This window comes from Marinobacter sp. OP 3.4 (assembly GCF_036224885.1).
Lineage (GTDB): Bacteria > Pseudomonadota > Gammaproteobacteria > Pseudomonadales > Oleiphilaceae > Marinobacter.
This window is the reverse complement of sequence record NZ_JAVVLT010000059.1, coordinates 1-24,478: the sequence shown is the minus strand read 5'-3', so window position 1 is coordinate 24,478 and position 24,478 is coordinate 1. Positions and strand designations below refer to the sequence as shown.

The 24,478-nt window shown below is 60.1% G+C and carries 23 protein-coding genes and 3 pseudogenes; 15 read left to right on the top strand and 11 right to left on the bottom strand.

Features of this window, described 5'->3' with window-relative positions; genetic code table 11:
- Positions 1 to 2 precede the first annotated feature (2 nt).
- From RO069_RS11290 to RO069_RS11235, 12 genes are all read left to right on the top strand, one after another.
- Positions 3 to 146 carry a DUF2256 domain-containing protein gene (locus RO069_RS11290; RefSeq protein ID WP_328187577.1) on the top strand — a complete coding sequence of 48 codons (144 nt, stop codon included), beginning with the start codon at positions 3 to 5 and terminating at the stop codon, positions 144 to 146.
- Complete coding sequence (locus RO069_RS11285; RefSeq protein ID WP_328187576.1) at positions 143 to 1,690, top strand: FAD-binding domain-containing protein; 1,548 nt, start codon at positions 143 to 145, stop codon at positions 1,688 to 1,690. The genes RO069_RS11290 and RO069_RS11285 overlap by 4 nt, the downstream gene beginning before the upstream one ends.
- Before the next feature lie 131 nt (positions 1,691 to 1,821).
- Entirely contained in the window at positions 1,822 to 2,649 is an 828-nt protein-coding gene (locus tag RO069_RS11280; RefSeq protein ID WP_442915367.1) for a cytochrome c oxidase assembly protein, read from the top strand.
- Complete coding sequence (locus tag RO069_RS11275; protein WP_328187574.1) at positions 2,646 to 3,242, top strand: SCO family protein; 597 nt, start codon at positions 2,646 to 2,648, stop codon at positions 3,240 to 3,242. The genes RO069_RS11280 and RO069_RS11275 overlap by 4 nt, the downstream gene beginning before the upstream one ends.
- 198 nt (positions 3,243 to 3,440) lie before the next feature.
- Positions 3,441 to 4,754 (top strand): ATP-binding protein, encoded by a 1,314-nt coding sequence (locus RO069_RS11270; RefSeq protein WP_328187572.1) that lies wholly within the window; start codon positions 3,441 to 3,443, stop codon positions 4,752 to 4,754.
- A gap of 141 nt (positions 4,755 to 4,895) precedes the next feature.
- Positions 4,896 to 5,216 carry a hypothetical protein gene (locus tag RO069_RS11265; protein WP_328187570.1) on the top strand — a complete coding sequence of 107 codons (321 nt, stop codon included), beginning with the start codon at positions 4,896 to 4,898 and terminating at the stop codon, positions 5,214 to 5,216.
- 126 nt (positions 5,217 to 5,342) lie between these two features.
- Complete coding sequence (locus tag RO069_RS11260; RefSeq protein WP_328187568.1) at positions 5,343 to 6,764, top strand: acetyl-CoA carboxylase biotin carboxylase subunit; 1,422 nt, start codon at positions 5,343 to 5,345, stop codon at positions 6,762 to 6,764.
- Between the two features lie 20 nt (positions 6,765 to 6,784).
- Positions 6,785 to 8,578 carry a sodium-extruding oxaloacetate decarboxylase subunit alpha gene (gene oadA / locus RO069_RS11255; RefSeq protein ID WP_328187566.1) on the top strand — a complete coding sequence of 598 codons (1,794 nt, stop codon included), beginning with the start codon at positions 6,785 to 6,787 and terminating at the stop codon, positions 8,576 to 8,578.
- A 51-nt stretch (positions 8,579 to 8,629) separates the two neighbouring features.
- Entirely contained in the window at positions 8,630 to 10,033 is a 1,404-nt protein-coding gene (nhaD, locus tag RO069_RS11250; RefSeq protein WP_328187564.1) for a sodium:proton antiporter NhaD, read from the top strand.
- Between the two features lie 80 nt (positions 10,034 to 10,113).
- On the top strand, positions 10,114 to 10,566 hold the full coding sequence (cadR, locus tag RO069_RS11245; RefSeq protein WP_328187562.1) for a Cd(II)/Pb(II)-responsive transcriptional regulator: 453 nt from the start codon (positions 10,114 to 10,116) through the stop codon (positions 10,564 to 10,566).
- Positions 10,567 to 10,643: 77 nt separating this feature from the next.
- Positions 10,644 to 11,276 carry a cation transporter gene (locus tag RO069_RS11240; protein WP_328187561.1) on the top strand — a complete coding sequence of 211 codons (633 nt, stop codon included), beginning with the start codon at positions 10,644 to 10,646 and terminating at the stop codon, positions 11,274 to 11,276.
- 105 nt (positions 11,277 to 11,381) lie between these two features.
- Positions 11,382 to 12,359 carry a quinone oxidoreductase family protein gene (locus RO069_RS11235; protein ID WP_328187559.1) on the top strand — a complete coding sequence of 326 codons (978 nt, stop codon included), beginning with the start codon at positions 11,382 to 11,384 and terminating at the stop codon, positions 12,357 to 12,359.
- Between the two features lie 148 nt (positions 12,360 to 12,507).
- On the opposite strand, the gene RO069_RS11230 is transcribed toward RO069_RS11235, so the two are convergent.
- The 3 genes from RO069_RS11230 to RO069_RS11220 all read right to left on the bottom strand — a co-directional run bounded on the left by RO069_RS11230 (position 12,508) and on the right by RO069_RS11220 (position 15,028).
- On the bottom strand, positions 12,508 to 13,707 hold the full coding sequence (locus tag RO069_RS11230; RefSeq protein WP_328187557.1) for a serine hydrolase domain-containing protein: 1,200 nt from the start codon (positions 13,705 to 13,707) through the stop codon (positions 12,508 to 12,510).
- 114 nt (positions 13,708 to 13,821) lie between these two features.
- Entirely contained in the window at positions 13,822 to 14,745 is a 924-nt protein-coding gene (locus tag RO069_RS11225) for a M14 family metallopeptidase (RefSeq protein WP_328187555.1), read from the bottom strand.
- A complete protein-coding gene (locus RO069_RS11220) occupies positions 14,675 to 15,028 on the bottom strand; it encodes a carboxymuconolactone decarboxylase family protein (RefSeq protein WP_328187553.1) in 354 nt (117 codons plus the stop codon). Before RO069_RS11220 ends, RO069_RS11225 begins: the two co-directional genes overlap by 71 nt.
- Positions 15,029 to 15,438: 410 nt before the next feature.
- Here RO069_RS11220 and RO069_RS11215 point away from each other — a divergent pair, with 410 nt between their 5' ends.
- From RO069_RS11215 to RO069_RS11205, 3 genes are all read left to right on the top strand, one after another.
- Positions 15,439 to 16,314 (top strand): hypothetical protein, encoded by an 876-nt coding sequence (locus RO069_RS11215; RefSeq protein ID WP_328187551.1) that lies wholly within the window; start codon positions 15,439 to 15,441, stop codon positions 16,312 to 16,314.
- A 60-nt stretch (positions 16,315 to 16,374) separates the two neighbouring features.
- On the top strand, positions 16,375 to 17,805 hold the full coding sequence (locus tag RO069_RS11210) for an esterase-like activity of phytase family protein (RefSeq protein ID WP_328187549.1): 1,431 nt from the start codon (positions 16,375 to 16,377) through the stop codon (positions 17,803 to 17,805).
- Between the two features lie 349 nt (positions 17,806 to 18,154).
- Positions 18,155 to 19,282 carry a zinc-binding dehydrogenase gene (locus RO069_RS11205; protein WP_328187548.1) on the top strand — a complete coding sequence of 376 codons (1,128 nt, stop codon included), beginning with the start codon at positions 18,155 to 18,157 and terminating at the stop codon, positions 19,280 to 19,282.
- A 255-nt stretch (positions 19,283 to 19,537) separates the two neighbouring features.
- Here RO069_RS11205 and RO069_RS22125 read toward each other — a convergent pair whose 3' ends face one another.
- From RO069_RS22125 to RO069_RS22120, 8 genes and pseudogenes are all read right to left on the bottom strand, one after another.
- Entirely contained in the window at positions 19,538 to 19,927 is a 390-nt protein-coding gene (locus RO069_RS22125; protein ID WP_442915366.1) for a GFA family protein, read from the bottom strand.
- Between the two features lie 81 nt (positions 19,928 to 20,008).
- Positions 20,009 to 20,689 carry an AbiU2 domain-containing protein gene (locus tag RO069_RS11200; RefSeq protein WP_328187546.1) on the bottom strand — a complete coding sequence of 227 codons (681 nt, stop codon included), beginning with the start codon at positions 20,687 to 20,689 and terminating at the stop codon, positions 20,009 to 20,011.
- A gap of 25 nt (positions 20,690 to 20,714) precedes the next feature.
- The gene (locus RO069_RS11195) at positions 20,715 to 21,086 is read right to left on the bottom strand and encodes a hypothetical protein (RefSeq protein WP_328187544.1); all 372 of its coding nucleotides are present in this window, start codon (positions 21,084 to 21,086) and stop codon (positions 20,715 to 20,717) included.
- A gap of 99 nt (positions 21,087 to 21,185) precedes the next feature.
- Positions 21,186 to 21,392: a hypothetical protein gene (locus RO069_RS11190; RefSeq protein WP_328187542.1), complete on the bottom strand. Its 207-nt coding sequence runs from the start codon at positions 21,390 to 21,392 to the stop codon at positions 21,186 to 21,188.
- 95 nt (positions 21,393 to 21,487) lie between these two features.
- Positions 21,488 to 22,120, bottom strand: coding sequence for a hypothetical protein (locus tag RO069_RS11185; RefSeq protein WP_328187541.1), 633 nt, complete (start codon positions 22,118 to 22,120; stop codon positions 21,488 to 21,490).
- A gap of 23 nt (positions 22,121 to 22,143) precedes the next feature.
- Positions 22,144 to 23,714: pseudogene (locus RO069_RS11180) on the bottom strand (IS3 family transposase).
- Between the two features lie 75 nt (positions 23,715 to 23,789).
- Positions 23,790 to 24,008 (bottom strand): annotated as a pseudogene (locus RO069_RS11175) (transposase); the annotation flags it as partial.
- A 67-nt stretch (positions 24,009 to 24,075) separates the two neighbouring features.
- Positions 24,076 to 24,342, bottom strand: a pseudogene (locus tag RO069_RS22120) (winged helix-turn-helix transcriptional regulator); the annotation flags it as partial.
- Positions 24,343 to 24,478 lie beyond the last annotated feature (136 nt).

Below are 24,478 nucleotides of genomic sequence, written 5' to 3'. Positions count from 1 at the left end.
CGATGCACAAAAAAGCCCGTCTCCCCAGCAAAATCTGCCCGGTCTGCCATCGCCCCTTCCGGTGGCGACGCAAGTGGGCGCGGGACTGGTATCGGGTGCGGTACTGCAGTGAGCGCTGCCGCCGACACAGGAAGAGCACCCAATGACCACTGTCGTCTGGTTCAAACGGGACCTCCGGACCCACGACCATGGCCCCCTGCTGGCCGCCGCCGAACGTGGGCGTCCGGTCATTCCCCTGTATGTGGTGGAACCGGGCTACTGGCAGCTACCGGATACCAGCGACCGTCACTGGGGCTTCATCCGGGAATCCCTGGTGGACCTGGGCCGTCAGCTCCGAGCCCTGGGCAGCCGCCTGGTGGTCATGCACGGTCCGGTCCTGGACGTACTGGAAACTCTCCATGCCCACTATGGGATCGGCCGCATCTTCTGTCATCAGGAGACCGGCGGCCAATGGACCTTTGACCGGGACCGTGATGTGATCCGCTGGTGCCAGGCCTACGGCATTGAGTTCCGGGAATGGCGGCAGTTCGGCGTGGTCCGTCGGCTACCGGACCGGGACCAGTGGGACACCCGCTGGCAGGACCTGATGGGGCAGCCGGTGACCGCCGCTCCCGATACCCTGCCGATGCCGGAAGACAGGCTGGCGGACTGGCCCGACAGCCGCAGCCTGGCCGCCCCGGAGGTCAGCCACCGGCTCCCCTGCCCGGACCGCCAGACCGGCGGCAGCACCCATGGTGACCATTTGCTGGCGTCATTTCTCGAGCGGCGTGTGGTGGGTTACCAGTATCGGATATCCAGTCCCACGACGGCCACCCGCAGCTGTTCACGACTCAGCCCCCATATTGCCTACGGCACCGTCAGTCTGCGGCACATCTATCAGCAGGCCAGGGCAACGGCCACGCACCCGGGCACCCTGCCCCGCAAGGAGAAGAGTCTGCGCAGCTTCCGCTCGCGCCTGCACTGGCACTGCCACTTTATCCAGAAGCTGGAGGACGAGCCGGAACTGGAATTCCGCGCCATTCACCGGGACCTGGAGAAGCTCAAGGATGGTCCCGGTGAACCGGAGCGCCTACAGCGCTGGCAGGAAGGGATGACCGGCTGGCCGCTGGTGGATGCCTCCATGCGGGCCCTGAAGCACGGCGGCTGGATCAACTTCCGCATGCGGGCCATGCTGATGGCGGTGGCCAGCTACCAGCTCTGGCTGCACTGGCGGGAGCCGGCTCTGCACCTGGCGCGGCTGTTCACTGACTTCGAGCCCGGCATCCACTACCCACAGGTACAGATGCAGTCGGGCCTGACCGGCATCAACGCCCTGCGGATCTATAACCCGGAGCGCCAGAGTACCCGGCTGGACGCCGATGGCACCTTTATACGCCAGTGGCTGCCGGAACTGGCGGGAGTACCGGACGACCTGATCCATACCCCCTGGCTGATGTCACCCCGCCAGAGGCAACGCTATGGCGGAAACGACTACCCGGCTCCGGTCTGCGACCACGAGCAGGCCGCCCGGGAAGCCCGTCGGGCCATGGGCCGTTTTCTGGCGGAGCACGTCAGGCCCGGGGAAACCGAGCGGGTGCTGGCCCGTCACGGCAGCCGCAGGGGGCCGGTGCAGCGTCGCCCCGGCCGGCCCCGCGGGCAGGCCGATGACGACCATGGGCAACTGTCCCTGTTCAGTGACGGGGATGCCTGACCGGGACTTCCGGTTACCCGGTGTTCTTGCTACTCTCGCCACTGGCCCGGGCGACAAGCCGCCCGGCACCGGATTCCAAAAACAACACCGACACTGGCTCCAACCCCGGGCGTGATCCCATGAACTGGTCCATGCTGCTTCCTTATGATGTCTCACCGCTGACGATCCTGGCGTACCTGCTGGTCGCTGTCGGCTACCTGTGGGCCTTCCGCACGCTGCCCCGTCAGGAACGTCCGGGCCTGTTCCGCGTGTCGGTATTCTTCCTCGGCCTGCTGATGTGCTATGCGGTGATGCAGACCCGGTTCGACTACTACGCCCAGTACATGTTCTTTATCCACCGGGGCCAGCACCTGGTGCTCCATCACCTGGGGCCCGTGCTGATTGCCCTGTCGAACCCGCTGCCCATCCTGCGCTTCTGGCACCAGCGGCTGGCCCCCTACCTGGGCACCTGGGCCCTGATGCCGGTCCGCCTGACCTACAATACCCTGCAGCAGCCCCTGATCGCCGCCTTCCTGTTCGCCGGGCTGGTGTATTTCTGGCTCTGGCCCGCCATCCATTTCGACGCCATGCTCAGCCGCAACCTGTACTGGGTGATGAACTGGAGCATGCTGCTGGATGGTCTGCTGTTCTGGTGGTTGATCTTCGACCCCCGGTCCCCCCACGACACCCGGTCCCTGGGATACGGCAAGCGCATCCTGCTGCTGGTGCTGGTGGGCGTGCCACAGATGGTGCTGGGGGCCTGGATCGTGTTCAATCGTGGCATGGTCTACGACGTCTACGAGGTCTGCGGTCGCGCCTGGCCCATGTCGCCGGAGGACGACCAGCTCATCGGCGGCGTCCTTACCTGGATACCGCCCGCCATGATGAGCATCATCGGCATCCTGATCATCCTGTCCCGGGCCATGAAGGATGACCGCCCAAAACCAGGGCCAGCCACCCTGGAAGGAGCAACCCAATGAACCGGTTCAAGATGACACTGGCCGCCGGCCTGACCCTGCTGCTGGCCGGCTGTTTCGGATCCGAGCAAAGCTGGAACGCCAAGGAAATTGACGGCCTGATGCCGGAGCTGGCCTTTACCCTGACCCGCAGCGACGGCGAGACCGTGACCGCGGACAACTACCAGGGCCAGGTCCGCCTGCTGTTCTTCGGCTTCACCAACTGCCCGGATGTCTGCCCCACCACCATGGCCAGGCTTAGCCAGGCGATCAAGGCCATGCCCGACGAGTTGCAGGACGAGGTCACGCCCCTGTTTGTCAGCGTCGATCCCCAGCGGGATACGCCGGAAAAACTGGGCGACTATGTCAGCTTCTTCAACGATCGCACCGTGGGCCTGACCGGCGACGAAGCCGCCCTGCGGGACCTGGCCAAGCGCTATCGCACCACCTTCGGTTACGACGAACCGGACGACCGGGGCAACTATAATGTCTCCCATAGCTCGGCGGTCTATGTGTTCGATGGGCAGGGCGAGGCCCGCCTGCTGCTGCGCCCGGACCTCTCGGCCGAACAGATCACCCAGGACCTGACGCAACTGGCCCGGGACCAGCGCTCCTGAGGGCACGGGCGTGCGGGTTGTGAACCCCCACGACATAACCCTGTCACACCCGTAATGTCACATCGGTCTCCGGTGGTTCACAATATCCAACCGGAGTTACCGGGCCCACGAACTGAACTGACCGACGGTAACCCGTTCGCTTGCCCTTGCGTCATTGAGGGCCAGGGAAGTCCGAAGTGTTAGGGAGATGTGCCCGCTATGCGCCGTTCCATCCGCTCAAGCCTGTTCCTGCTGGTTACCCCCTTTGCCTTGACCTTTACCCTGGTAGCCTGGGTGGTGAGCAGCAAGATCGGACCATGGCTGGCGCAACCACTGATCGCCAATTGTGGTGACAAGGGCTATTCCGAGTGGTTCTGCAGCCTGCAGGCCGGCCTGATGCCGTGGCTGTTACTGGGTGCGGGCATCCTGATCCTGCTGTCCGTTACCGCCATCCTCTCCCTGGGTCTGTTCCGGGCCCACCTGCGGGAACTGCAGCAGGACGTGCTGGAATTCCAGAAGGGTCACCGCGGCAGGCTCTCTGCCGACGCCCCCTGGGAAATAGCCTCCCTGACCCAGTTGCTGGACCGGATCCTGCAGTCCGGCGCCGACCATCGGACCGATGATGGCCGCCCCATGCGAGGGTCGGACGCGCTGCGGGATGGCCCGGACCATCCGGAACCCGACCGCAGGACCGCACCAGCCAGTCAACCGTCGCCGTCGCCCGGAGCGGAAGTCAGCCGGTCCACATCACGCCCTCTTCACCAGCCCGAGCCACAACCCTGGCAGCAGCCTGAGCCGGCCCCACACCCCGACCCCGAAGATGTGGAGGATCTGGAGGTATCCCTGGAAGAACTGGACGCCGATATCGAAAAGGCCCTGAACGAATCTCCCGGGCCCGAGCCTGCGCCGGAAACCATGCCAGAACCGGAGCGCAAGCCCGAACCACGACGGACAGAGTCTCCGGCGGCCAACCGGCAACCTGCCCCCGGCAGTGCATCCGGCCCCAGCGATACCCCACCGGCAACGGCAGAGGCCGAGGAATCACCAGCCGCCGGTCGGAAAAACCTGGCCTTCCCGACCCGTAAATGCCGCAAACTGATCGCCATGCTGGGGCATCGCTACCCGGATGTGAATTTCGAACTGATTACCGACGTGCCGGAAAGCGATCCCTGGACCATACGGGAAGCGGAACTCACCGAAGTCTTTGGCCAGTTGCTGGACAACGCCGGCAAGTGGGCAAAGTCCCAGGTCAATATCTTCCTGGCCATCAAGGGCAATATGCTGGTGTTTGGCGTGGCGGACGACGGCCCCGGCGTCGACCCGACATTAATGCCCCACCTGGGAGAGGCAGGATTGCAGGGCAGCGGCGATCAGCCCGCCGGCGACGGTCTGGTGGCCGTGCGCCGGACACTGGACGCCCACGGCGGCTCCCTGGCCTTCGACCGCAGCCGCCTGGGTGGCCTGGAAGTCATCGCCGCCATTCCCGGGTCGCCACTGCCCCGACACGTCAGTTCGAAAGGGCTGTACCACTGAGGGCCGTACCACTGGATAGTGCCGTAAAAACAACGCGCCCCCGGAAAACGATCCTTTGCCTGACCACGGCGGTGTGGTACATATAGCGTCCAACTGTTTCGGTTCCAAACCCTTTTAATCACGACGCCAGGTTATCGATCCGTGTCCTCCAGCCACCTCTCCCAATCGCCCTGCCGACTGCTCGCCCTGCTGGTGCTGCTGTCAGGGTTTATTGTCTGGGGTGCCGCGGATCGACTGTCCCAGGGCAGCGACCAGCACTTCCAGGCCGCGGGCATGGAAGAGAGCCTGTCCTACATTGCCCATGGCGATGACAGCCCGTCCGATCCGCCCCCGGACGCGGCTCCCGCCAAGTGGCCATGGTCACTGTTACCGACCGGACAGCATACCCCCTGCGTCGAGTGCGATATTCCCGGGGCGCGGCTCCTCAGCGGTCCCGGATTACCACGGGCCCCACCCGCCTGACGACACTCCAACACCGGACTATGCTAATAGCTGGATAGACGGCTCGAATGAGGCCGGTCTTGTCCCGTCGCTTCGTCCGGCCCATTCAAAGCTACTCCAAAAGCCTTTACAGAAGGAGGTCATACCATGGCCTTTCGTAAACTGCTGATCGCCAACCGCGGCGAGATAGCGGTGCGGATCGCCCGCGCCTGCCACGAGCTGGGCGTGCGATCCGTTGCCATCTACTCGGAAGCGGACAAGTATTCGCTCCACGTCAAAAAGGCCGATGAGGCCTACCGGATCAGCCAGGACCCGCTGTCCGGCTACCTCAACCCGCACCACATCGTGAACATGGCGGTGGAAACCGGCTGCGACGCCCTGCATCCCGGCTACGGCTTCCTGTCCGAAAACGCTGAACTGGCAGCGATCTGCAAACAACGGGGCATCGCCTTTGTCGGCCCCTCGGCGGAGGCCATCGGCGCCATGGGTGACAAGACCCGCGCCCGCCAGACCGCCATCGCCGCCGGCGTGCCCGTTACCCCGGGTTCTGAAGACAACCTTACCGATGTCGAGGACGCCGTCCGCCAGGCGGAGGACATCGGCTACCCAGTCATGCTCAAGGCCACCTCCGGCGGTGGCGGTCGGGGCATCCGCCGCTGCGACAACGAGAAGGAACTGCGGCAGAACTACGAACGGGTGATCTCGGAAGCCACCAAGGCCTTCGGCAGCGCCGAGGTGTTCCTGGAAAAGTGCATCATCGAACCCCGCCACATTGAGGTGCAGATACTCGCCGACCATCAGGGCAACGTGGTGCACCTGTACGAGCGGGACTGCTCCATCCAGCGCCGTAACCAGAAGCTGATCGAGCTGGCACCCTCCCCGCAACTGGAAGACAGCCAGCGGGAATACATCGGTGAGCTGGCCCGCAAGGTGGCGGCCCAGTGCGGCTACGCCAACGCTGGCACCGTGGAGTTCCTGCTGGACCACGACGGCAGCTTCTACTTCATGGAAATGAACACCCGGGTGCAGGTGGAACACACCATCACCGAGGAAATCACCGGCATCGATATCATCAAGGCGCAGATCCGCATTGCCCAGGGGGAACCCTTGTGGCTGAAGCAGGAGGATATCTCCTACCGGGGCTTTGCCGCCCAGTTCCGGATCAACGCCGAAGACCCGAAGAACGGCTTCCTGCCCAGCTTCGGCCGCATCAGCCGCTACTACTCCGCTGGCGGCCCGGGGGTGCGTACCGACGCCAACATGTACACCGGTTACGAGATTCCGCCCTACTACGACTCCATGTGCGCCAAGCTGATTGTCTGGGCCATGGACTGGCCGGAGCTGATCGCCCGCTCCCGTCGGGCCCTGAACGACATGGGCATCTACGGTGTGCAGACCACCATTCCCTACTACCAGCAGATCCTGGGTCACCCGGACTTCCAGGGCGCCAACTTCAATACCGGCTTCGTGGAACGCAACCCGCAACTGCTGGAGTACAGCTCCAAGACCCGCCCTGAATCCATCGCCACGGCGGTTGCCGCCGCCATCGCCGCCCAGGCGGGTCTGTAACCGAATTCCGGAGAGAGATCATGAGTAAACGCAAGATTCACATTACCGACGTTATCCTGCGGGACGCCCATCAGTCACTGATCGCCACCCGCCTGCGCACCGAAGACATGCTGCCAGCCTGCGAATGGCTGGACCAGGCCGGTTACTGGTCCCTGGAATGCTGGGGCGGCGCCACCTTTGACGCCTGCGTGCGCTTCCTGAAGGAAGACCCCTGGGAGCGCCTGCGCACCCTGCGCAAGGCCCTGCCCAACACCCGCCTGCAAATGCTGCTGCGGGGCCAGAACCTGCTGGGTTACCGTCACTATGGCGACGACGTGGTGGAAGCCTTTGTCGCCAAGGCCGCCGAGAATGGCATGGATGTGTTCCGCATCTTCGACGCCCTCAATGACGTGCGCAACCTGGAGACCAGCATCCGCGCGGTCAAGAAGGCCGGCAAGCACGCCCAGGGCACCCTGTGTTACACCGTCAGCCCCGTGCATACCGTGGATGCCTACCTGGAACAGGCCAAGGCCATGGCCGACATGGGCGCCGACAGCATTGCCATCAAGGACATGGCCGGCCTGCTGGCGCCGGAGGTCACCGCCGAACTGGTGGGCCGCCTGAAGAAGGAACTGACCCTGCCGGTATTCCTGCATTCCCACGCCACCTCCGGCATGGCGCCCATGTGCCAGTGGGCGGCCATGGAAGCCGGCGTGGATCATATCGACACCGCCCTGTCCGCCTTCGCCGGCGGCACCAGCCACCCGCCCACGGAATCCCTGGTGGCGGCCCTGCATGATGCCGGTTACGAGACCGGCCTCAACCTGGAACTGCTGGACAAGGCCACCCGCCACTTCCGCGAAGTGCGCAAAAAGTACCACCAGTTCGAGAGCGACTACAACGGCGTGGACACCGGGGTGCTGCTGTCCCAGGTGCCCGGCGGCATGATGTCCAACCTGGCCAACCAGCTCAAGGAACAGGGCGCCCTGGACCGCATCCAGGATGTGTTCGAGGAAATCCCCCGGGTGCGCAAGGACCTGGGCTATCCGCCGCTGGTCACCCCCACGTCCCAGATTGTGGGCACCCAGGCGGTGATCAACGTGCTGTCCGGCAAGCGCTACGACACCATCACCAACGAGGTGAAAAAGTATCTGCAGGGCTGGTACGGCAAGGCACCGGCGGACGTGGACCAGGAACTGCAACGCCGCGCGGTGGGCTCCGAGGAACTGATCACCGAACGCCCCGCCAACCTGATCCCGAAAGAGTTCAAGGACCTGGGCAAACAGGTGGGCGACCTGGCGGAAACCGAGGAAGACGTACTCACCTACGCCATGTTCCCGGACCAGGCCCGTGGCTTTCTGGAACAGCGCCGTGACGGCACCCTGCAGCCGGAAGCCCTGGAACCGGTCCCCGGCAAGGGCGGCGGAGGCCCGATCTCCACCCAGTTCCAGATCACGGTGCACGGCGAGAGCTATGACATTCACGTCACCGGTGCCAACCCGGTGGAGGAATCCCGCCGGCGCTTCTATATGACCGTGGACGGTGTGCCGGAGGAGATTGAGCTGGAGTCCACCGGCCAGGAGGGAGGCTCCACCGCCAGCGGTCGCAGCAAGGCCACCAGCCAGGGCCACGTCACCACCAGCATGCCGGGCAATATCGTGGATGTGCTGGTCAAGGAAGGCGACAGCGTGTCCGCCGGCGATCCGGTACTGGTGATCGAGGCCATGAAAATGGAGACCGAGGTCAAGGCCACCGTCGGCGGTACCGTCCAGGCCGTCCATATCAAGAAAGGCGACCGGGTGGCCCCCGGCGAAACCCTGATCGAGATCGAATAATCCCCGCCCGCCCCGGCTACGGCCGGGGCTTTTTCCCGGAGTAGACAAAGAATGAAGAAACACCTGTTGTTGCCGGCAGCCGGACTGCTGTCGGCCTCCGGCCAGGTATGGGCCGCTCCCGCCTCCGAGGCACTGTCCCTGATCCATCATCCCGTCGGTTACCTGGCCATTGCCATCTTCGTGCTGGCCTATGTGCTGGTGATGCTGGAAGAGAAGATCCACCTGGCCAAGTCAAAGCCCATGTTGCTGGCCGCCGGCCTCATCTGGGTGCTGCTGGCCATCGTCTATCGCCAGGCCGGCCTCAATGGCGAGGTGGAAGACGCCATCCGCCACAATTTCCTGGAGTACGCCGAGCTGTTTTTCTTCCTGTTGGTGGCGATGACCTACATCAACGCCATGCTGGAGCGGGGCGTGTTCGACCAGTTGCGCCTCTGGCTGCTGGGTCGTGGCTTCGGCTACCGCCGCCTGTTCTGGATCACCGGCACCCTGGCGTTCTTTATCTCACCGGTGGCGGACAACCTGACCACCGCCCTGATCATGTGCGCCGTGGTCATGGCGGTGGGTCGTGACAGCCCGACGTTCGTCTCCCTGTCCTGCATCAACATCGTGGTGGGGGCCAACGCCGGGGGCGCCTTCAGCCCGTTTGGTGATATCACCACGCTGATGGTCTGGCAGAAGGGCATCCTGCCGTTCCAGGACTTCTTCCGGCTGTTCCTGCCCAGTGCCGTGAACTTCCTGGTGCCGGCTGCCCTGATGCACCTTGCCCTGCCCGGCGGTCAGCCAATGCCACCGGAAAACCGCAGCAGCGTGCTTCGACCGGGCGGACTGGTGATCTGCGGCCTGTTCCTGGCCACCATCGCCACCGCCATCAGCTTCCACCAGTTCCTGCACATCCCGCCGGTGTTCGGCATGATGACCGGACTGGCCTACCTGAAGATCTTTGGCTACTTCCTCAAACGGCATGAGGAATACCAGTGGCAGGACTCCTCGGAAACCCCGCCCGGCGACACCTCCAGTGAGCACGGCTTTGATGTGTTCGCCCACATCGCCCGTTCCGAGTGGGATACCCTGTTCTTCTTCTACGGGGTGATACTCGCTGTGGGTGGCCTGGGCTTTATCGGCTACCTGGGGCTGATGTCCAATACGCTGTACGTGGACCTGGGGCCCACCGCGGCCAATGTCATGATCGGCGTGATCTCGGCGCTGGTGGACAACATTCCGGTGATGTTCGCGGTACTCACCATGAACCCGGACATGCCCGACCTGCAGTGGCTGCTGGTCACCCTGACCGCCGGTGTGGGCGGCAGCCTGCTGTCCATCGGCTCCGCTGCCGGTGTCGCCCTGATGGGCCAGGCCCGGGGCCAGTACACCTTCTTCAGCCACCTGAAGTGGACCCCGGCCATTGCCCTGGGCTATGCCGCCAGTATCTGGGTACACTTCCTGGTGAACGGATAGAAAGCCGATGAACCCGTCCCCGGCCCTCAGCGATGGATCCCGCTATCGCTGAGGGCCCGGGGCCATTCCCGGAGGTTGTAATGAAGATTGGCGAAGTGGCGGCGAAGGCCGGCATTCCGGTGGAAACCGTACGCTACTACGAAAAGATCGGCCTGCTGCCGCCACCGGAGCGACAGGCCAATGGCTATCGCCGCTACCGTCAGTCCCACCTGGACCGGCTGCTGTTTATTCGCCGCTGCCGCAACCTGGACATGGCCCAGGATGAAATCCGCGAGCTGGTGCGCCTGGCGGACCAGCCGGACGCGGATTGCAGCGAAGTGGACGCCCTGCTGGCCCGACACCTGGAACACGTACGCCAGCGGCTGGCGGAACTGCACCAGCTGGAGGACACCCTGGCGCAGCTCCAGCAGGCCTGTTCCGAGGGTCGCACCGTGGCCGAATGTGGCATCCTGGGCGGGCTTTCCGATGCCCTGGACGCCGATCTTCCACAGGACAGCCACAACCATATTCCGGGCAGTCACGGCACCCGATAGAAAATCCGGCCCACCTGCTTGACCCTGTAGCTACTACAGGCCTTGTAATGACCATAATCAACGAACAGGAGGTCATTATGAGCAGTTGCTGTTCCGCCCCGGAGCCAAAAACGCCCTCACCGGGATTCCGCCGTGCCCTCTGGGTCGCCCTGTGGGTGAACCTGACCATGTTCGTGGTGGAAGGTATTGCCAGTTTCCAGTCCGGGTCCGTGTCACTGATGGCGGACGCCATCGACTTCTTCGGTGACAGCGCCAACTACCTGCTGTCCCTGTCGGTGCTGTCCATGGGCATGCTCTGGCGTGGCCGGGCGGCCATGGTCAAGGGTGTCACCATGACGGTGTTCGGGCTCGCGGTACTGGCTCGGGCCATCTGGGTGGCCCAGAGCGGCATTACCCCGGAGGCCATCACCATGGGTACGGTCGGCTTCCTGGCACTGGCCGCCAACGTCTCCGTCGCCTGGATCCTGTTCCGCTACCGCAGTGGTGATTCCGACATGCGCTCGGTCTGGCTGTGCAGTCGCAACGACGCCATCGGCAACGTCGCCGTGATGATCGCCGCCCTGGGCGTCTTCGGTACCGGCACCGCCTGGCCGGACCTGCTGGTGGCGGCGGTTATCGGCAGCCTGGCGGTCACCTCGGGCATCAGCGTGGTGCGCCATGCCCGCAGCGATATCAGCGATGCCCGCCTGAGCCACGGGCATTCCCACTGAGACCTTTGACGACGGGCAAAAACCGATCGGGGTGGGTATGATGGAACGTTCAATGCCACCACGGCATGGCGCCATCCACCCCCTCAAACAAGAAGGTACCAGGCGATGACCAAAGCTATCCGATTTTCCCAGACCGGCGGTCCCGAGGTCCTGACACTGGAGGACATCCCGCAACCGGAACCGGGCCCCGGTGACATCCTCGTCAGCAACCGGGCCATTGGCCTGAACTATATCGAGATCTACTTCCGCTCCGGTGTGTATCCGGTGCCCTCGCTGCCCTCCGGTCTGGGCACGGAAGGCGCCGGCGTGGTGGAAGCGGTCGGTGCTGACGTGACGGACTTCCGGGTGGGTGACCGGGTGGCCTATGCCCAGGCGCCCCTGGGTTCCTACGCCGAGCAGCATGTGCTGCCCGCCGAAAAGGCCATTCGCATCCCCGATGAAGTGGACTTTGAAACCGCCGCAGCCACCATGCTCAAGGGCCTGACGGTCCAGTACCTGCTGCGCCAGACCTACCCGGTGAAGTCCGGCGAAACCATTCTGTTCCACGCCGCCGCCGGCGGCGTCGGGCTGATCGCCTGTCAGTGGGCCAGGGCCCTGGGGGTCAAACTGATCGGTACGGTAAGCGGCCCGGAGAAGGCAAAGCTGGCCATGGATCATGGCGCCTGGGCCACCATCAACTACAAGGAAGAGAATATCGTCGAACGGGTCCGTGACCTTACCGACGGTGAGATGGTGCCAGTGGTTTACGACTCCGTGGGCAAGGACACCTGGGAAACCTCCCTGGACTGCCTGCAGAAACGCGGCCTGATGGTCAGCTTCGGCAACACCACCGGCCCTGTGAGCGGCGTCAACATCGGCATCCTCAACCAGAAGGGCTCCCTGTTCGTCACCCGCCCCAGCCTGGCCGGCTACGCCGACAGCCGCCCACGTTTTGAGGCCATGGCTGGCGAACTCTTCGAAATGCTGGCCAGTGGTGCCATCAAGGCCGACATTAACCAGCGCTTCCCGCTGGCGGACGCCGCTAAAGCCCATGAGGCGCTGGCGAGTGGGCAGACCACCGGATCGACAGTGCTCCTACCCTGATCGCAATGAAAGACGGGAGCCTGCCGGCTCCCGTCACCAATCACACTGGGTAAATGCCTGCTGATCGGCATGGCTCTTCGATAAATCGTGTTTTTGAGTGTTCATAGCACCGAAAAAGGCACTTTTTCAAAGAGCCACCTGCCCCCACCTACTCCGCCAACTCCCGATCAACCGCCTGCTGAACCTGCCGGAAAAAGGCCAGGCGCTCTGCCCCATGGGTACCGCCCTGGCGATCAGAGGCCTGCGGCCAGTTGCTGTTGGAGGCGATGACCAGGTTCCGCTGCGGGTCGATGAAAATACTCTGGCCAAAGATCCCCCTAGCCATGAACGCCCCATCGTCCAGCGTCCACCACTGGTAGCCGTAACCGTAGTCCGGCTGGTCGGTCTCCGCCTGCGTACTGGTGGCCTGGGCCAACCAGCCGTCGGGCAATACCGGCTCGCCATCAACCAGGCCGCCACCCAGGATAAACAGCCCAAACCGGGCAAAGTCGCGGGTGGATGCCTGGATGCAACAACCGCTGATCTCATGCCCCGTGGACCCCAGCAGCCAGCTGGCATCCTGTTCCATGCCGAAGGGTTTCCAGACTTTCTCGGACAGGTAGTCCGACAGGGTCTTGCCGGTGGCGGAGCTGACCAGCACGCCAATCAGGTTGGTTTCGCCGGTCTTGTAGACCCACTTGGTCCCCGGGGGCGCTTCCGCTTCCAGCTGGCGCATATAGCTCACGGTGACATCGACGCCCGGTTCTGCATCGTGGGTATTGAACTGCGCCACATCGGATTGCGGGTCCGCGTAGTCCTCATTCCAGGCCACGCCGGATGTCATGGTCAGCAACTGCCGGATGGTGACATTGTCATAGGCCGAGCCCTGGAGGTCCGGAATATACGCCGACACCTTGTCTTCGAGACTGTCGATATACCCGTCCTTCAGGGCGGCGCCGACCAGTGTGGAGGTAAACGACTTGGCCACCGAGAAACTGGTCCAGCGCCCCTCCGGACCGAAGTCCAGGCCATAACGCTCCAGCCGCACCTTGCCGTCCTGCACGATCAGCAGCGCGGCGGTGCGCTGGGATTCCATAAAGGCATCAACGTCCGCATCCAGTTCGATCGGTTTCCCTTCGGGTAACGGAAAGGGATTGTCACCCGCCTCGATGACGTGGGATTTGGACAGCAGGGGCACCCGGTCCATGGCGCGGAACACCGCATCCCGTTGTGAGGTTTCCCAGAAAAGCACATTGGTATCAGTCGGCATATTCAACACCAGCCGGCGCATGTCCTTGTCCGCCGTTGCCCAGAATACACCGCACGCCAGTGCGATCAGAACCACGACGGAAACCATCCATTTTTTCATAAGACGCTACTTCTTCTGTTTTATTGTAGTTGAGACCCCGGAGGGCCGGAACGAACCCGATCAACGGGTTACAGGGCAAGCGTCGGTTTACCACCGCTTACCGAAAAAGGGACTCTACCGGTGCGCCAGCGCGTAGTCGATGGCTGCACGCACCGCCGCAACCTGGGCAGCATTGCACTGGTCCGGGGTTGCATGGGGGCTGTCGGGGTAGACCTCGGTGGTGGTCCGGAAAGGGGCGCTGGTCATGCTGGCGCACAGGCCCAGCTGCGAGAGCGGGTACCGGATAACGCCCCGGGCGGCAGTGGGTGTGCCGAGGATCTCACCGCGATCGTCGGCCGGCGCGATATGGGTGATCGGCTCCACCGCCGCCAGCACCGCCTGCTGGAAATCCGGGGTCGGGTGCTCGGTATCATCCACCAGATAGAAACCATCGGGAATGCTGCCCGGCTCGTACAGCTTGCCGTCCCGGGCTGCCAATGCGGGCTGGAACTCGGATTCGTCAGTATCGGTGGTTTCGTGCAGGTCGATGTGCATCAGCACCCGGTCGCGGATCGGTGCCACCAGATCCATCAGGGCCGCCGACTCCCCCGCTGGACTGTCCGCCCGGAACGACCGGTTCGGGTCCACCGTATCCGGGTTCCAGCGATGGATACGTTCGTAGGCCCAGGGGCTGACACAGGGCGCGACCAGCCAGTTGACCCGGTCGGCATACTCTTCCCCATGCTGCTCCATAAACCGCAGCGCGCCGTGGACACCACTGGTTTCATAGCCATGCACCCCACCGGTGACGAGCACCACCGAAAGTTCGTCGCGCCAGTCGCGGCTGCGGATGGCCATCAGTGGGTACTGATCGGGGCCATAATCCAGATGGCCATAGACCTCGACATCGAAGCGCGAACGCAAACCCTCCACCACGCTCAACACATCGTCCTGGTAACTGCGCTGGCGCACCTGTTGAGACAACCACTCAGCCCTTTCTTCGTCGCCCCAGGGAACGCCGGGGGTGCCGATGGGATAGGGGGTGGCGACGTTGTTCATAGTACTTTCTCCGATGGTGGACGACTGGCGCGGGCATATCACGCCATGCGCTCAAGCCAACAATCCGCTCGAGGGTTTCCCCCTGCGCCAGGGCGTCCTTGCTGTGCATATCAATACAAAACGCACACTGGTTGATCTGCGACACCCTCAGCTTCACCAGTTCCCACAACGCCATGCTTAGCGTATCGGATTCACTGAACTGTTGCCTCAGGTACGCTTCCTGGTTCATCAGTATCTGCATGGCCTTAGGGGCCAGACCAATGTAGTTCGCGCGAGTCGTCATCGTTCATCTCCTCCAATGGTGTTGGAGTTCTACGATAGTGACTGCGCCGGAACCAGTATTGAAGATTTTCGACACCGATGCGACTCAATGGCAACGACCTCACGCATTCAACGGTGGCATTTCGCCTGTTGCTGCTGAGGAAAACCTTAAAATACTGTCCGGGATTAGTTGACCACTACAGAACCCTATCATGCCCTTGTCGGTCAGAGTGCCGACAGAGTCCGGTGGAGCAACGCATAGGCACCCTGCAGCAGGTGGCAGTAGCGGTAGTATCCATGTCGGTGTGTCTCAAGGTGTGTCATGAAGTGATCATGAAGTCGTCATACAACGGTATCGGACCCGTCATGTTTGTTCGCTAGCGTTGGGCTCCTGCCAGGTTGTTGGCCTGGTTACATATTAGGGAGTTAATTATGACGGTCTATCGCCGCCCCATGGTCCTGTTGGGCGCCATCCTGCTCAGTACACTGGTGCAGGCCAACCCCGATGTCATTTCCCGCGAGTACAAGCTGATGCTGGATGCCAGCCAGTTCACCTACCAGAACGAAGCGGTGTCGGTGGGGCAGCTTCTGGCACTGGCCGAGACTGAAATCGAGTCGGCCATTGCCCGTGACGTCTCCGGCAGTGCCTCCCTGGACAAGCAGCGGGACGTGCGCTTCTTTGACGTTCAGGGTTCCTGCCAGCTCCGCCAAATGGGCTATTCCTTCCGCGATCGCGTGGAAAACGGCCAGTCGGAAGTCACCCTCAAGTTCCGCAGTCGCGACCGCTATATTTCAGACTTTGAAGACGTATCGTCGTCCACCTCCGGTGCCGAGACCAAGCTGGAATCCGATATCGGAGCCACTTCCACCGAGCCGTTCAAGGTGGTGTACGGCCATTCCACCAAGGCTCCAAATTCACGGAACCTGAATGAAATAAAGGACATTAATCATCATTTTTCCGACTTTGAGGATGATTATGGTCTACCGGATGACCAGCCCCTGTCACTGGTAGGCAACCTGGTGATCCGTGAACACGTCTACCGCGGAGTGGAGATCGACCTGGGCCAGCACGATGCCGAGATCAGCGTGACCCTCTGGTACCAGGGGGTGCCGTTGGGCGCCCAGTCGCCGCTGGTCGCCGAACTGTCATTCCGCTATGAGGACGGATCCGCCGATTACACGCGCAAGGTGGTCAATAGGGCGGCCAAGTCCTTTGAGGCGCTCAAATCCCTGTCCCCGTGGGTTGCCCCCGATTCCCAGACCAAGACGGCCTTCGTCTACGGTTTTAATCCCGCATTCTGCCAGTGATACCTGGCCCGGGGGTCTGAGCGCCCTTTTGTAATCTGTACGCGATGAAGGAAATAGAGAATGAAGTCGATGAACAAACATAAACTGCTCCTGGCATCCCTGGTGGCGTCTTCCCTGCTGGTGGGTTGCAGCGACAGCGACGATGACACCGACAACGCTTCCGTATTTGACAGCTATCCTGCGGAAGGTGTGTTCCTGCCCTATAACGTGCTGAGGGATGATCTGATTGACGGCAAGTCCCAGCAGCCATTTGAAATTCGTAATGGCGGTTTCGGTTCGGCGATGACGGCCCACCCCTCGGATTCAAACCGTTTTTATGCCCTGACGGACCGGGGCCCCAATGCCAAGTTCACAGGCGACCAGGGTAAAGGCAAGATATTCCCGACACCGGACTATACCCCCCGTATTGCGCTGTTCGAAGTCCAGGCTGACGGCATGATTGAGCAAGTTGATACGATCCTGCTGAAGCGCCCCGATGGGTCCCCGATTACCGGCCTGCCCAACAGTTCCGCCCTGGGTGGAACCGGTGAAACGCCTTACCACGCCGACGGCCAGCCCATTCTTGAGGATGACAGCCAGCCCTACGATGAGACCACCAATCCGTTTGCGCTTGATGACTATGGCCTGGACGGGGAAGGTCTGGTGGCCCTGTCGGACGGCACCTTCTGGGTCAGCGATGAGTATGGCCCCCATATCGTTCATTTCGATGCCGAGGGCCGGGAGATCGGCCGTATTAACGCCTTCACCAATGATGACCGGGTTGACCTGACTCTGCCGGCCGAATTCGGCAACCGTCGCGCCAACCGGGGGATGGAAGGTCTGGCCATTACGCCGGATGAGAAAACCCTGGTGGGCATCATGCAGTCCACCATGTATAACCCCAGCAGTGCCGTGAAGGACCTGGACATCACTCGCATCGTGACCGTGAACCTGGAGTCCGGCGACATCGGGCAGTACCTCTACCGCCAGGAAAAGCCCCAGAACTCCAACTCCGAGATTGTCGCCCTGAGCGCCACACAATTTCTGGTGATCGAGCGCGATGGCAGCTTTCTCTATGGCGGCCCCAATGGTGTTGAAGCAGCAGCGCCGGATGCGCAAAAGCAGGTCTACCTCATTGATATTGCCTCCGGAACCAACCTGGAAACCATTGCAGCCAGTGGCGACGTTGCCCAGGATGCCGAGCTCGGCCTGACATTGTCCGGGAAAACCCTGGAGGAGGTCGTTCTGGAGCAGGGCTGGAGTGCCCTGGCCAGCGCCGAGATCGCGCCGGTGAGCAAGTCCCTGGTGGTGGATATGGTCGCCGAAGTAGACTACCCCCACGATAAGATGGAAGGCTTGTGGGTGATTGACGACCAGCACCTGGGGGTGCTGAATGACGATGACTTCGCCACCTGGGCCACCAGTGGTGAACTTGAGCAGAAGATGCTGGACCCCAATACCGTGGATGGTAATCGACTGTTCATTGTCGAAGCCGACCTGAGCACCGACTGACCCGCACCGATGTATCCGTCGCCCGGACGCCGGGCGGCGGCCCCTCCCTGAGAAGCCTGAACAGCCAGGGCCCGCTCTCTCCACGTTGCCCCCGCCAAAACTCCCCCTTGAGGACCCGCCCTGTCGTAACTTCGTCACTTGCTTGCTGGCCCGGTCGACTTCGCGGATGATGGCCTGCTGTTCCTGGGAGAACTGATCGAATAAGTCAGCTACTCTAACCCCATTGATCACTGCGATCAGACAGCCCAGCGAGGCGAATCACCCAAGCGCGAAGTGTTTGCTCGTCACTTTGTCGGGTAACATCAGTTAGCGAAGTACCACCCCCTAACCTTTTCAGGAGAACAACAACGTGTCAGATAACAACATCGAACTGACGTCCACCATCAGCGAAGACAACAAACTGGAACTGGCCCTGAACGAGATCGAGATCCCGCAACCGGGCGAGAACCAGGTGGTCATCCGCGTCGAAGCCGCCCCGATCAACCCGTCGGACCTGGGCGTGATGCTCAGCGCGGCGGACATGTCGACGGCCAGCCAATCCGGTAGCGCGGATCGCCCGGTCATCAGCGCCGATGTGCCGGCCAAGTTCATGGGCGCCGTGAAAAAGCGTGTTGGCAAGGCGATACCCGTGGGCAATGAAGGCGCCGGTACCGTTGTCGCGGCAGGTTCATCCGACGCCGCGCAAAGCCTGATGGGCAAAACCGTGGCGTTCATTGGTGGCGGTAGCTACCGCAAATACCTCTGTGCCAATGTGCAAAGCTGTCTGGAAATGGCACCGGGCACGACGGCAGACGAAGCCGCTTCAAGCTTTGTGAATCCGCTGACGTCCTTGGCCATGGTGGAAACCATGCGCGCCGAGGGTCACAAGGCCATCGTTCACGCGGCGGCCGCCTCCAACCTCGGGCAAATGCTCAACCGCATCTGCCTCGCCGACGGCATCGACCTGGTCAATATTGTCCGCAAGCAGGAACAGGAAGACCTGCTGCGGGACCAGGGTGCCAAATACGTGGTCAACTCCAGTAAAGACAGCTTCATGGCCGACCTGACCCAGGCGCTGATCGACACCGGCGCGACCATCGCCTTCGACCCCATCGGTGGCGGTCGCATGGCCAGTGATATCCTCACCTGCATGGAAGCCGCTGTCTCGCGCGACATGACGGAGTACAGCGTGTATGGATCTGACGTCTACAAACAGGTGTATATCTATGGCGGTCTGGATCGCGGCCCCATCACACTGAACCGCAACTTCGGTTTTGCCTGGGGTGTGAACGGCTTCCTGTTGTTCAATGCGCTGGGAAAACTGGGCACGGAAACCAACATCGCCATGCGCAAACGCGTCGCCGCCGAGATCAAGACCACCTTCGCCAGTCACTACACCCATGAAGTGTCCCTGGCCGGTGCGTTACAACTGGATGCCATGTCGGCCTACGGCAAAATGGCGACCGGAGAGAAGTACCTGATCAAACCGCAGAGCTGAGGTTTGGTGTGTGGCCGAGAGGCCATTCTGGGGCGCTGGAGTCAGATTGGCTCCAGCGCCTAGATGAAAGGTAAGCCTGCGGATCGATGTCTCTGGCCCCATTGACCGCAGTGCCCAACCGAAGAATAGATCTGACCGGTTTTCGAGCCGCCTCATTCCTGTCGGAACCACCAACGAAAGGCGAGCTAGTGCCTTTCGACAGGGATTCCGAGATAACTTTTACGGCCTCTGAGCGGTCCATTTTCTCAGTTCACGTTAAGTATCATGTGTGATTCTACTACCGTATATCTTCTTGACCGGAATCGCCTCGAGATCAATCCCTTCCAGGCACCTGACATTAACCGCCCAGCCATCGAAAGGCTCAACTCCCTCGTGTAGCTCCTGCGCGGTAGGATCGCTCGGTCGCCTAAATGGCAAGATACCGCACACTGGGCAGAAGTAGTCCTTTGCCGTCCTCGAACCCCATTGGTACAGCGCGAGATCTTCCCACGGGACCAACAAGCGAAGCTTCTCCTTTGCTACCCGGTGGTTGAGTGCACCTCTACGGAGACACACAGAACAATCGCAGGAGCGTACATGATCAATGTCTGCATCTACCTCGAAACGGATTCTTGCGCAATGGCATGAGCCTTGGTATGTTTTCATGGCATTTTCCACCCGCAACATGCTCGGCTTTGGAATGTCGGCGAAGGCACAATGGAAAAGACGTCGTCGTGCCTGCTCTGGTTATGTGCCCTTAATCTGATCCAATAGGCGACCGAAGTCATCTTCATAAAAGTCCAAATTTGGCTTTCTGCCTTTCAGCAAAGGCGTTTTCCCATTGCTGTACGCGTCGAACAGCGTTTGCTTAATATCGTAAAGAAACCAGAGTATCGATTCTAGCTCACCAATATTGGTATTGTTCCATAAGCTATCCCTATCTTCGAGGTGCTCTTTATCAGAGTGAGCAAATAGCCTATGGCGGATTGGCTTGTAGTTTTTTTCAAATATCTTCCTATGTTTTCCGACCTCAGACCGGAGTTTTTGAAAGTCTACTTGCTCTATTTCGTCGGCATGAAGGATAAAATCAGGCATCCATTCTGGCTCAACTTGATCATCAAACCCCGCCAGTCTTCTTTCTCTAAGGTTCTCTTTAGAAAAGGATTGAATCTCTTCGATGCAGGTTTTCAGCAGATCGTCGATCGAAAAGGAATCTCCATCGATATCAAAAATACGACCTAACGTCATAAACAGGGTGACTTGAAGGCTATGTTTCGTAAGGATCCAGCTCAACGGTGTCCTGTTCAATGCTCGGAGAAGCGTCTTATCTTCATGTGCACGAGAATTAATCAGCCTCCAATAGAGGTAACAACCAAGGGCTTTGTGCACTTCATTACAATATTCTTGGTAATAGGTTTCGAATTTCATCTTCTTACTAGCGCATAACGCTGAATTATGTCACGAAGGCAACGACCACACCGGTAATCGCTACAAAAAGCGCCAAGATGCCAAGCTCATGGCGACGTTGAATGACACTCCATCCTGTATCCGTGAGCTTCCATATCGGGCCCGCAGAATCGAACATAGGGCCATTGGGTGACGAGCCGTCTGCTTGTAACCTCCCCTTTGGAACAGAATTCTGTAGAGGCTCTACCCAGCCCCGCATATAGCAGGTTTTGAGGAGCACATCTGTTTCCTCATTGTCTTCAACTGCGTACTCGATAACCCAATAATTTCCGGGCTGCAGCACCATCCCCACGCGTTGGCGGGCCAAACGCCGCAGAAGCCGATAAATACGCCAGTTGTAAATCACTATCTCAAGCATCTGGCTCCTTACACATAACGCTTTGGTTTTGCAGCGCACCGGAGGAACTCCAGCGCGAACCGCCACAGTTTGTTAGCTTCCGTGGGCATTGCGCGTACTTCACGCAGTGCCGATCATCTGTCGACCGGGCAGCGAGTCAGCAGCTTCAATGAAATACTTCATGACTTCACTATATGCTCTAATCTTTTGATTGCAGCACACTGATTGAAAGAAAAGCTCGCCATTCATTTTGTTTTCAGCTAGCTGATCCATAACCGGCCCAAGATCACCTAGGCTCTTTTTACAGTATGGGCAATATGCACTCATAAAATTCTCCTAATAACCAAAAGATAACGCCTTACTCACCGGAAAATTGGGAGCGCAGAGAGTAATTTTTCCGGTGCAGTAATTTGTTAACGGTCCTAATTGACGACAGTGTTAACATGCTTCATCACTTTTGTTGATAACTCAAAAAGATCTTTAGCGCTTATTTCATACGCTTCGGAAATCTCAAATACTTCTTCGGCATCCTTCACTCGCCGTGATCCTGGATCAGGATAGCGACCAGCCCAACGTACAAAATGAGTAAGCCCCTTCAATATCGCTAGTTCTTTTTCACTTAAGTTGGAAATAAACTGAGCTAAATCATCCAACTGGTGGTGGAAGTGTTTCTTTTCCTGTCTTGTAAACTCCTCAACTCCAAGCCGCATTAGGATCATGGCTTTCAAGCAAACCTCGAGACTATAGCCAACCAACATTAATACAACAGCATGATATTGACTGTGACATATAGTGCGAATACTTGGAGGCATACTTTCAAAGGTCTGGGAACTCCGTGCTAAGCATACAGCTGCTTCGCTTAGCGCATTAGCGTGGCTTAACCAGAGAACTGGATTTTTTAGGTCTTCCACCGTTGGCGGTTTGGTGATATCTATTTCTAAGCCATTCGCGTTGGCAAGCATACCCCATTTATGCCATGCTAGAGCACTATAACCAAATGGATCATTTGAAAATCCATCTTTGTCTGAGCACATAGATATCTCGGCGATTTTCAACCCAGTTGTCCAAATGACCGCATTTAAGCAGCCAGTTTATTGCGCTCAATTTCCTGCAACTTGCCAGGGTTGAGCGCTACCGGTCCGGCCACTTCCCAGTTCCGGGTGCTTCCAGACCAGCGCCGTGGATTTAGGCGCTTTGCTCTTTCATAAACCATTTTTCGATGCGCCAGGCGTTCGTGATCAACACCACGATGCCGGTCTGCCGGTGTCACGAACCGGATACCGCTGTGCAGGTGCCGCTCGTTGTAGGCGTGCTCGAACGCCAGCATCCAGTCGCGCACTGCCGTCAGTGATTCAAAGCCCTTTGAAGGCCACTCCGGGCAGTATTTGATGGTCCGGAACAACGACTCCGAGTAAGGGTTATCGTTGCTGACTCTCGGCCTGCTGTGCGACATCAACATGCCCAGATCGGCCAACCGGGCCTTGAGCGTGTACGAGGTCATCGGCGCTCCGTTATCAGAGTGCAGTACCGGCGGATTATGCCCACAGCCTTCGCGCAGCAATGCACGCTCAACCAGCTTCTTGGCCAGTTCTCCGGATTCGGCCTCATGGATTTCCCAGGCGACGATCTTGCGGCTGTAGATGTCCATAATCAGGTACAGATACCAATGCTGGCCACGCACCGCTGACGGGCAGTAGCTGATGTCCCAGCTCCACACCTGGTTCGGGCCTGTCGCAGTGAAGCTCGTTGGCTCCGGTACCGTGCGAGGCGGCTTCATGCGCCCCCGGTAATTCTGTTGTTGGTGCTTTTTCAGCACCCGGTAAAACGACGACTCAGAAGCCAGATAGACGCCTTTGTCAGCCAGTGACGGCACGATCTGCGACGGTGGCGAACTTCGGTACTGAGGTTGATTGCACGCACTTAGAATGGCCAACTCCTCAGCCTGGGTGAGCTTATTGGGCTGTTCGACCCGTTCCGCATCAGGACGACGATCTTCAGCCACCCGACCGTTGGAACGGCGCCAGCGCTTCAATGTGCGCTCGCTGATATCTATCAGCTCTGCGACCTTGTATCGGGCTGCACCACCGGCAACGGCTTCATCAAACAGCTTCAGGAGCCTTGCACGTTCGTCCAGCGGCGTCAGTCGTCCTCGCTGCTGTTTGGGTCTTCGCCGTACAAGGCTTCGAGCTTTTTTGACAACACCAGAAGCGAGGTGGTCTCAGCCAGAGCCTTGTCTTTACGGCGAACTTCTGACTTCAGCTTCTTGATGGTTTTCTGGGACTCTCGTTTCTGTTTCTGAGCCGCTTTATCACGGTCTTGTTGCATGCCAGCGCCCTGGAGGCAGGCTTCTTTCCAGCGCTGCACCTGCTCCGGATACAGGCCTTTCTCGCGGCAATAGGCGCTGAGTTCGGCTTCAGACATTGAGGCCGTTTCCACTACAACGGCCAGTTTGGCTTCGGGGGACCAGTCTTCCCCGGTATTACGATTACCTGGCACGGGCATTCCTTGTTCTCGACACTGTTTCAACCAACTATACAGAGTCACATCGGATATGCCTTCCTCTGCCGCCACCGACACCACACTTCGGTTCTGCGGAGGCAACAGCTTCTTCAGGACTGCGGCTTTGCGTTCTTCGGAATAGCGTGGCATGAATGCTCCCATGCCGCCCCTGGATTATTAAAATCAGGCGAAATAGCCAACTGGACAACTAGGCTGACAGAGGGGGATGGACTCGGCCAGCAACTTCTTGAGCCGGGCATTCTCTTCCTCCAGCGCCTTCAGGCGACGGGCTTCAGAGACCTCCAGGCCACCGTACTTCTTGCGCCAGGTGTAGAAGGTCGCGTCCGAGATGTTGTACTTCCGGCACAGCTCTTTGACCGGAAGGCCGGCCTCGGCTTCCTTCAGAATGGGAATGATCTGTTCTTCGGTGAATCGCTTCTTCATGTTCATCGTCCTCTCTGGTGATGAACATTACTAAGATCAGGATGGATTAGAAAGTTGGGTGCAGGTCAGGTAAGTCGCCGACCTTTGCCTGAAGCTTACGGGCAATCTTGACGGCGCTGAGCTTGGGAAATTGCTTGAGCAAATGCACCAGGTAATCCCGGTGATCGTCGAGGCGCTTGCTCCGCGAGGGATCTGCAAACTGCTCTGTGATCGCATCCACCTCCATCCGCAAATACTTGCGTACCGTGTTCCGGGATAACCCCAGTTCCTGGCTGATGGCGCGGATCGACAGTCCTTTACCGTTATCGTGCAGTGCCTTGATCTTGTGTATCACAACCCACTCCTTCACTGACATGCCCCCGGCCATCGATCAAAGCGGGGGACAGTAGCTGGTTCTGTGGCCGGACGGCCACCCGGGGGTGGGTCAAAATTAATGGCCAGTAGTGGGTCATTTTAATTGGCCACTAACA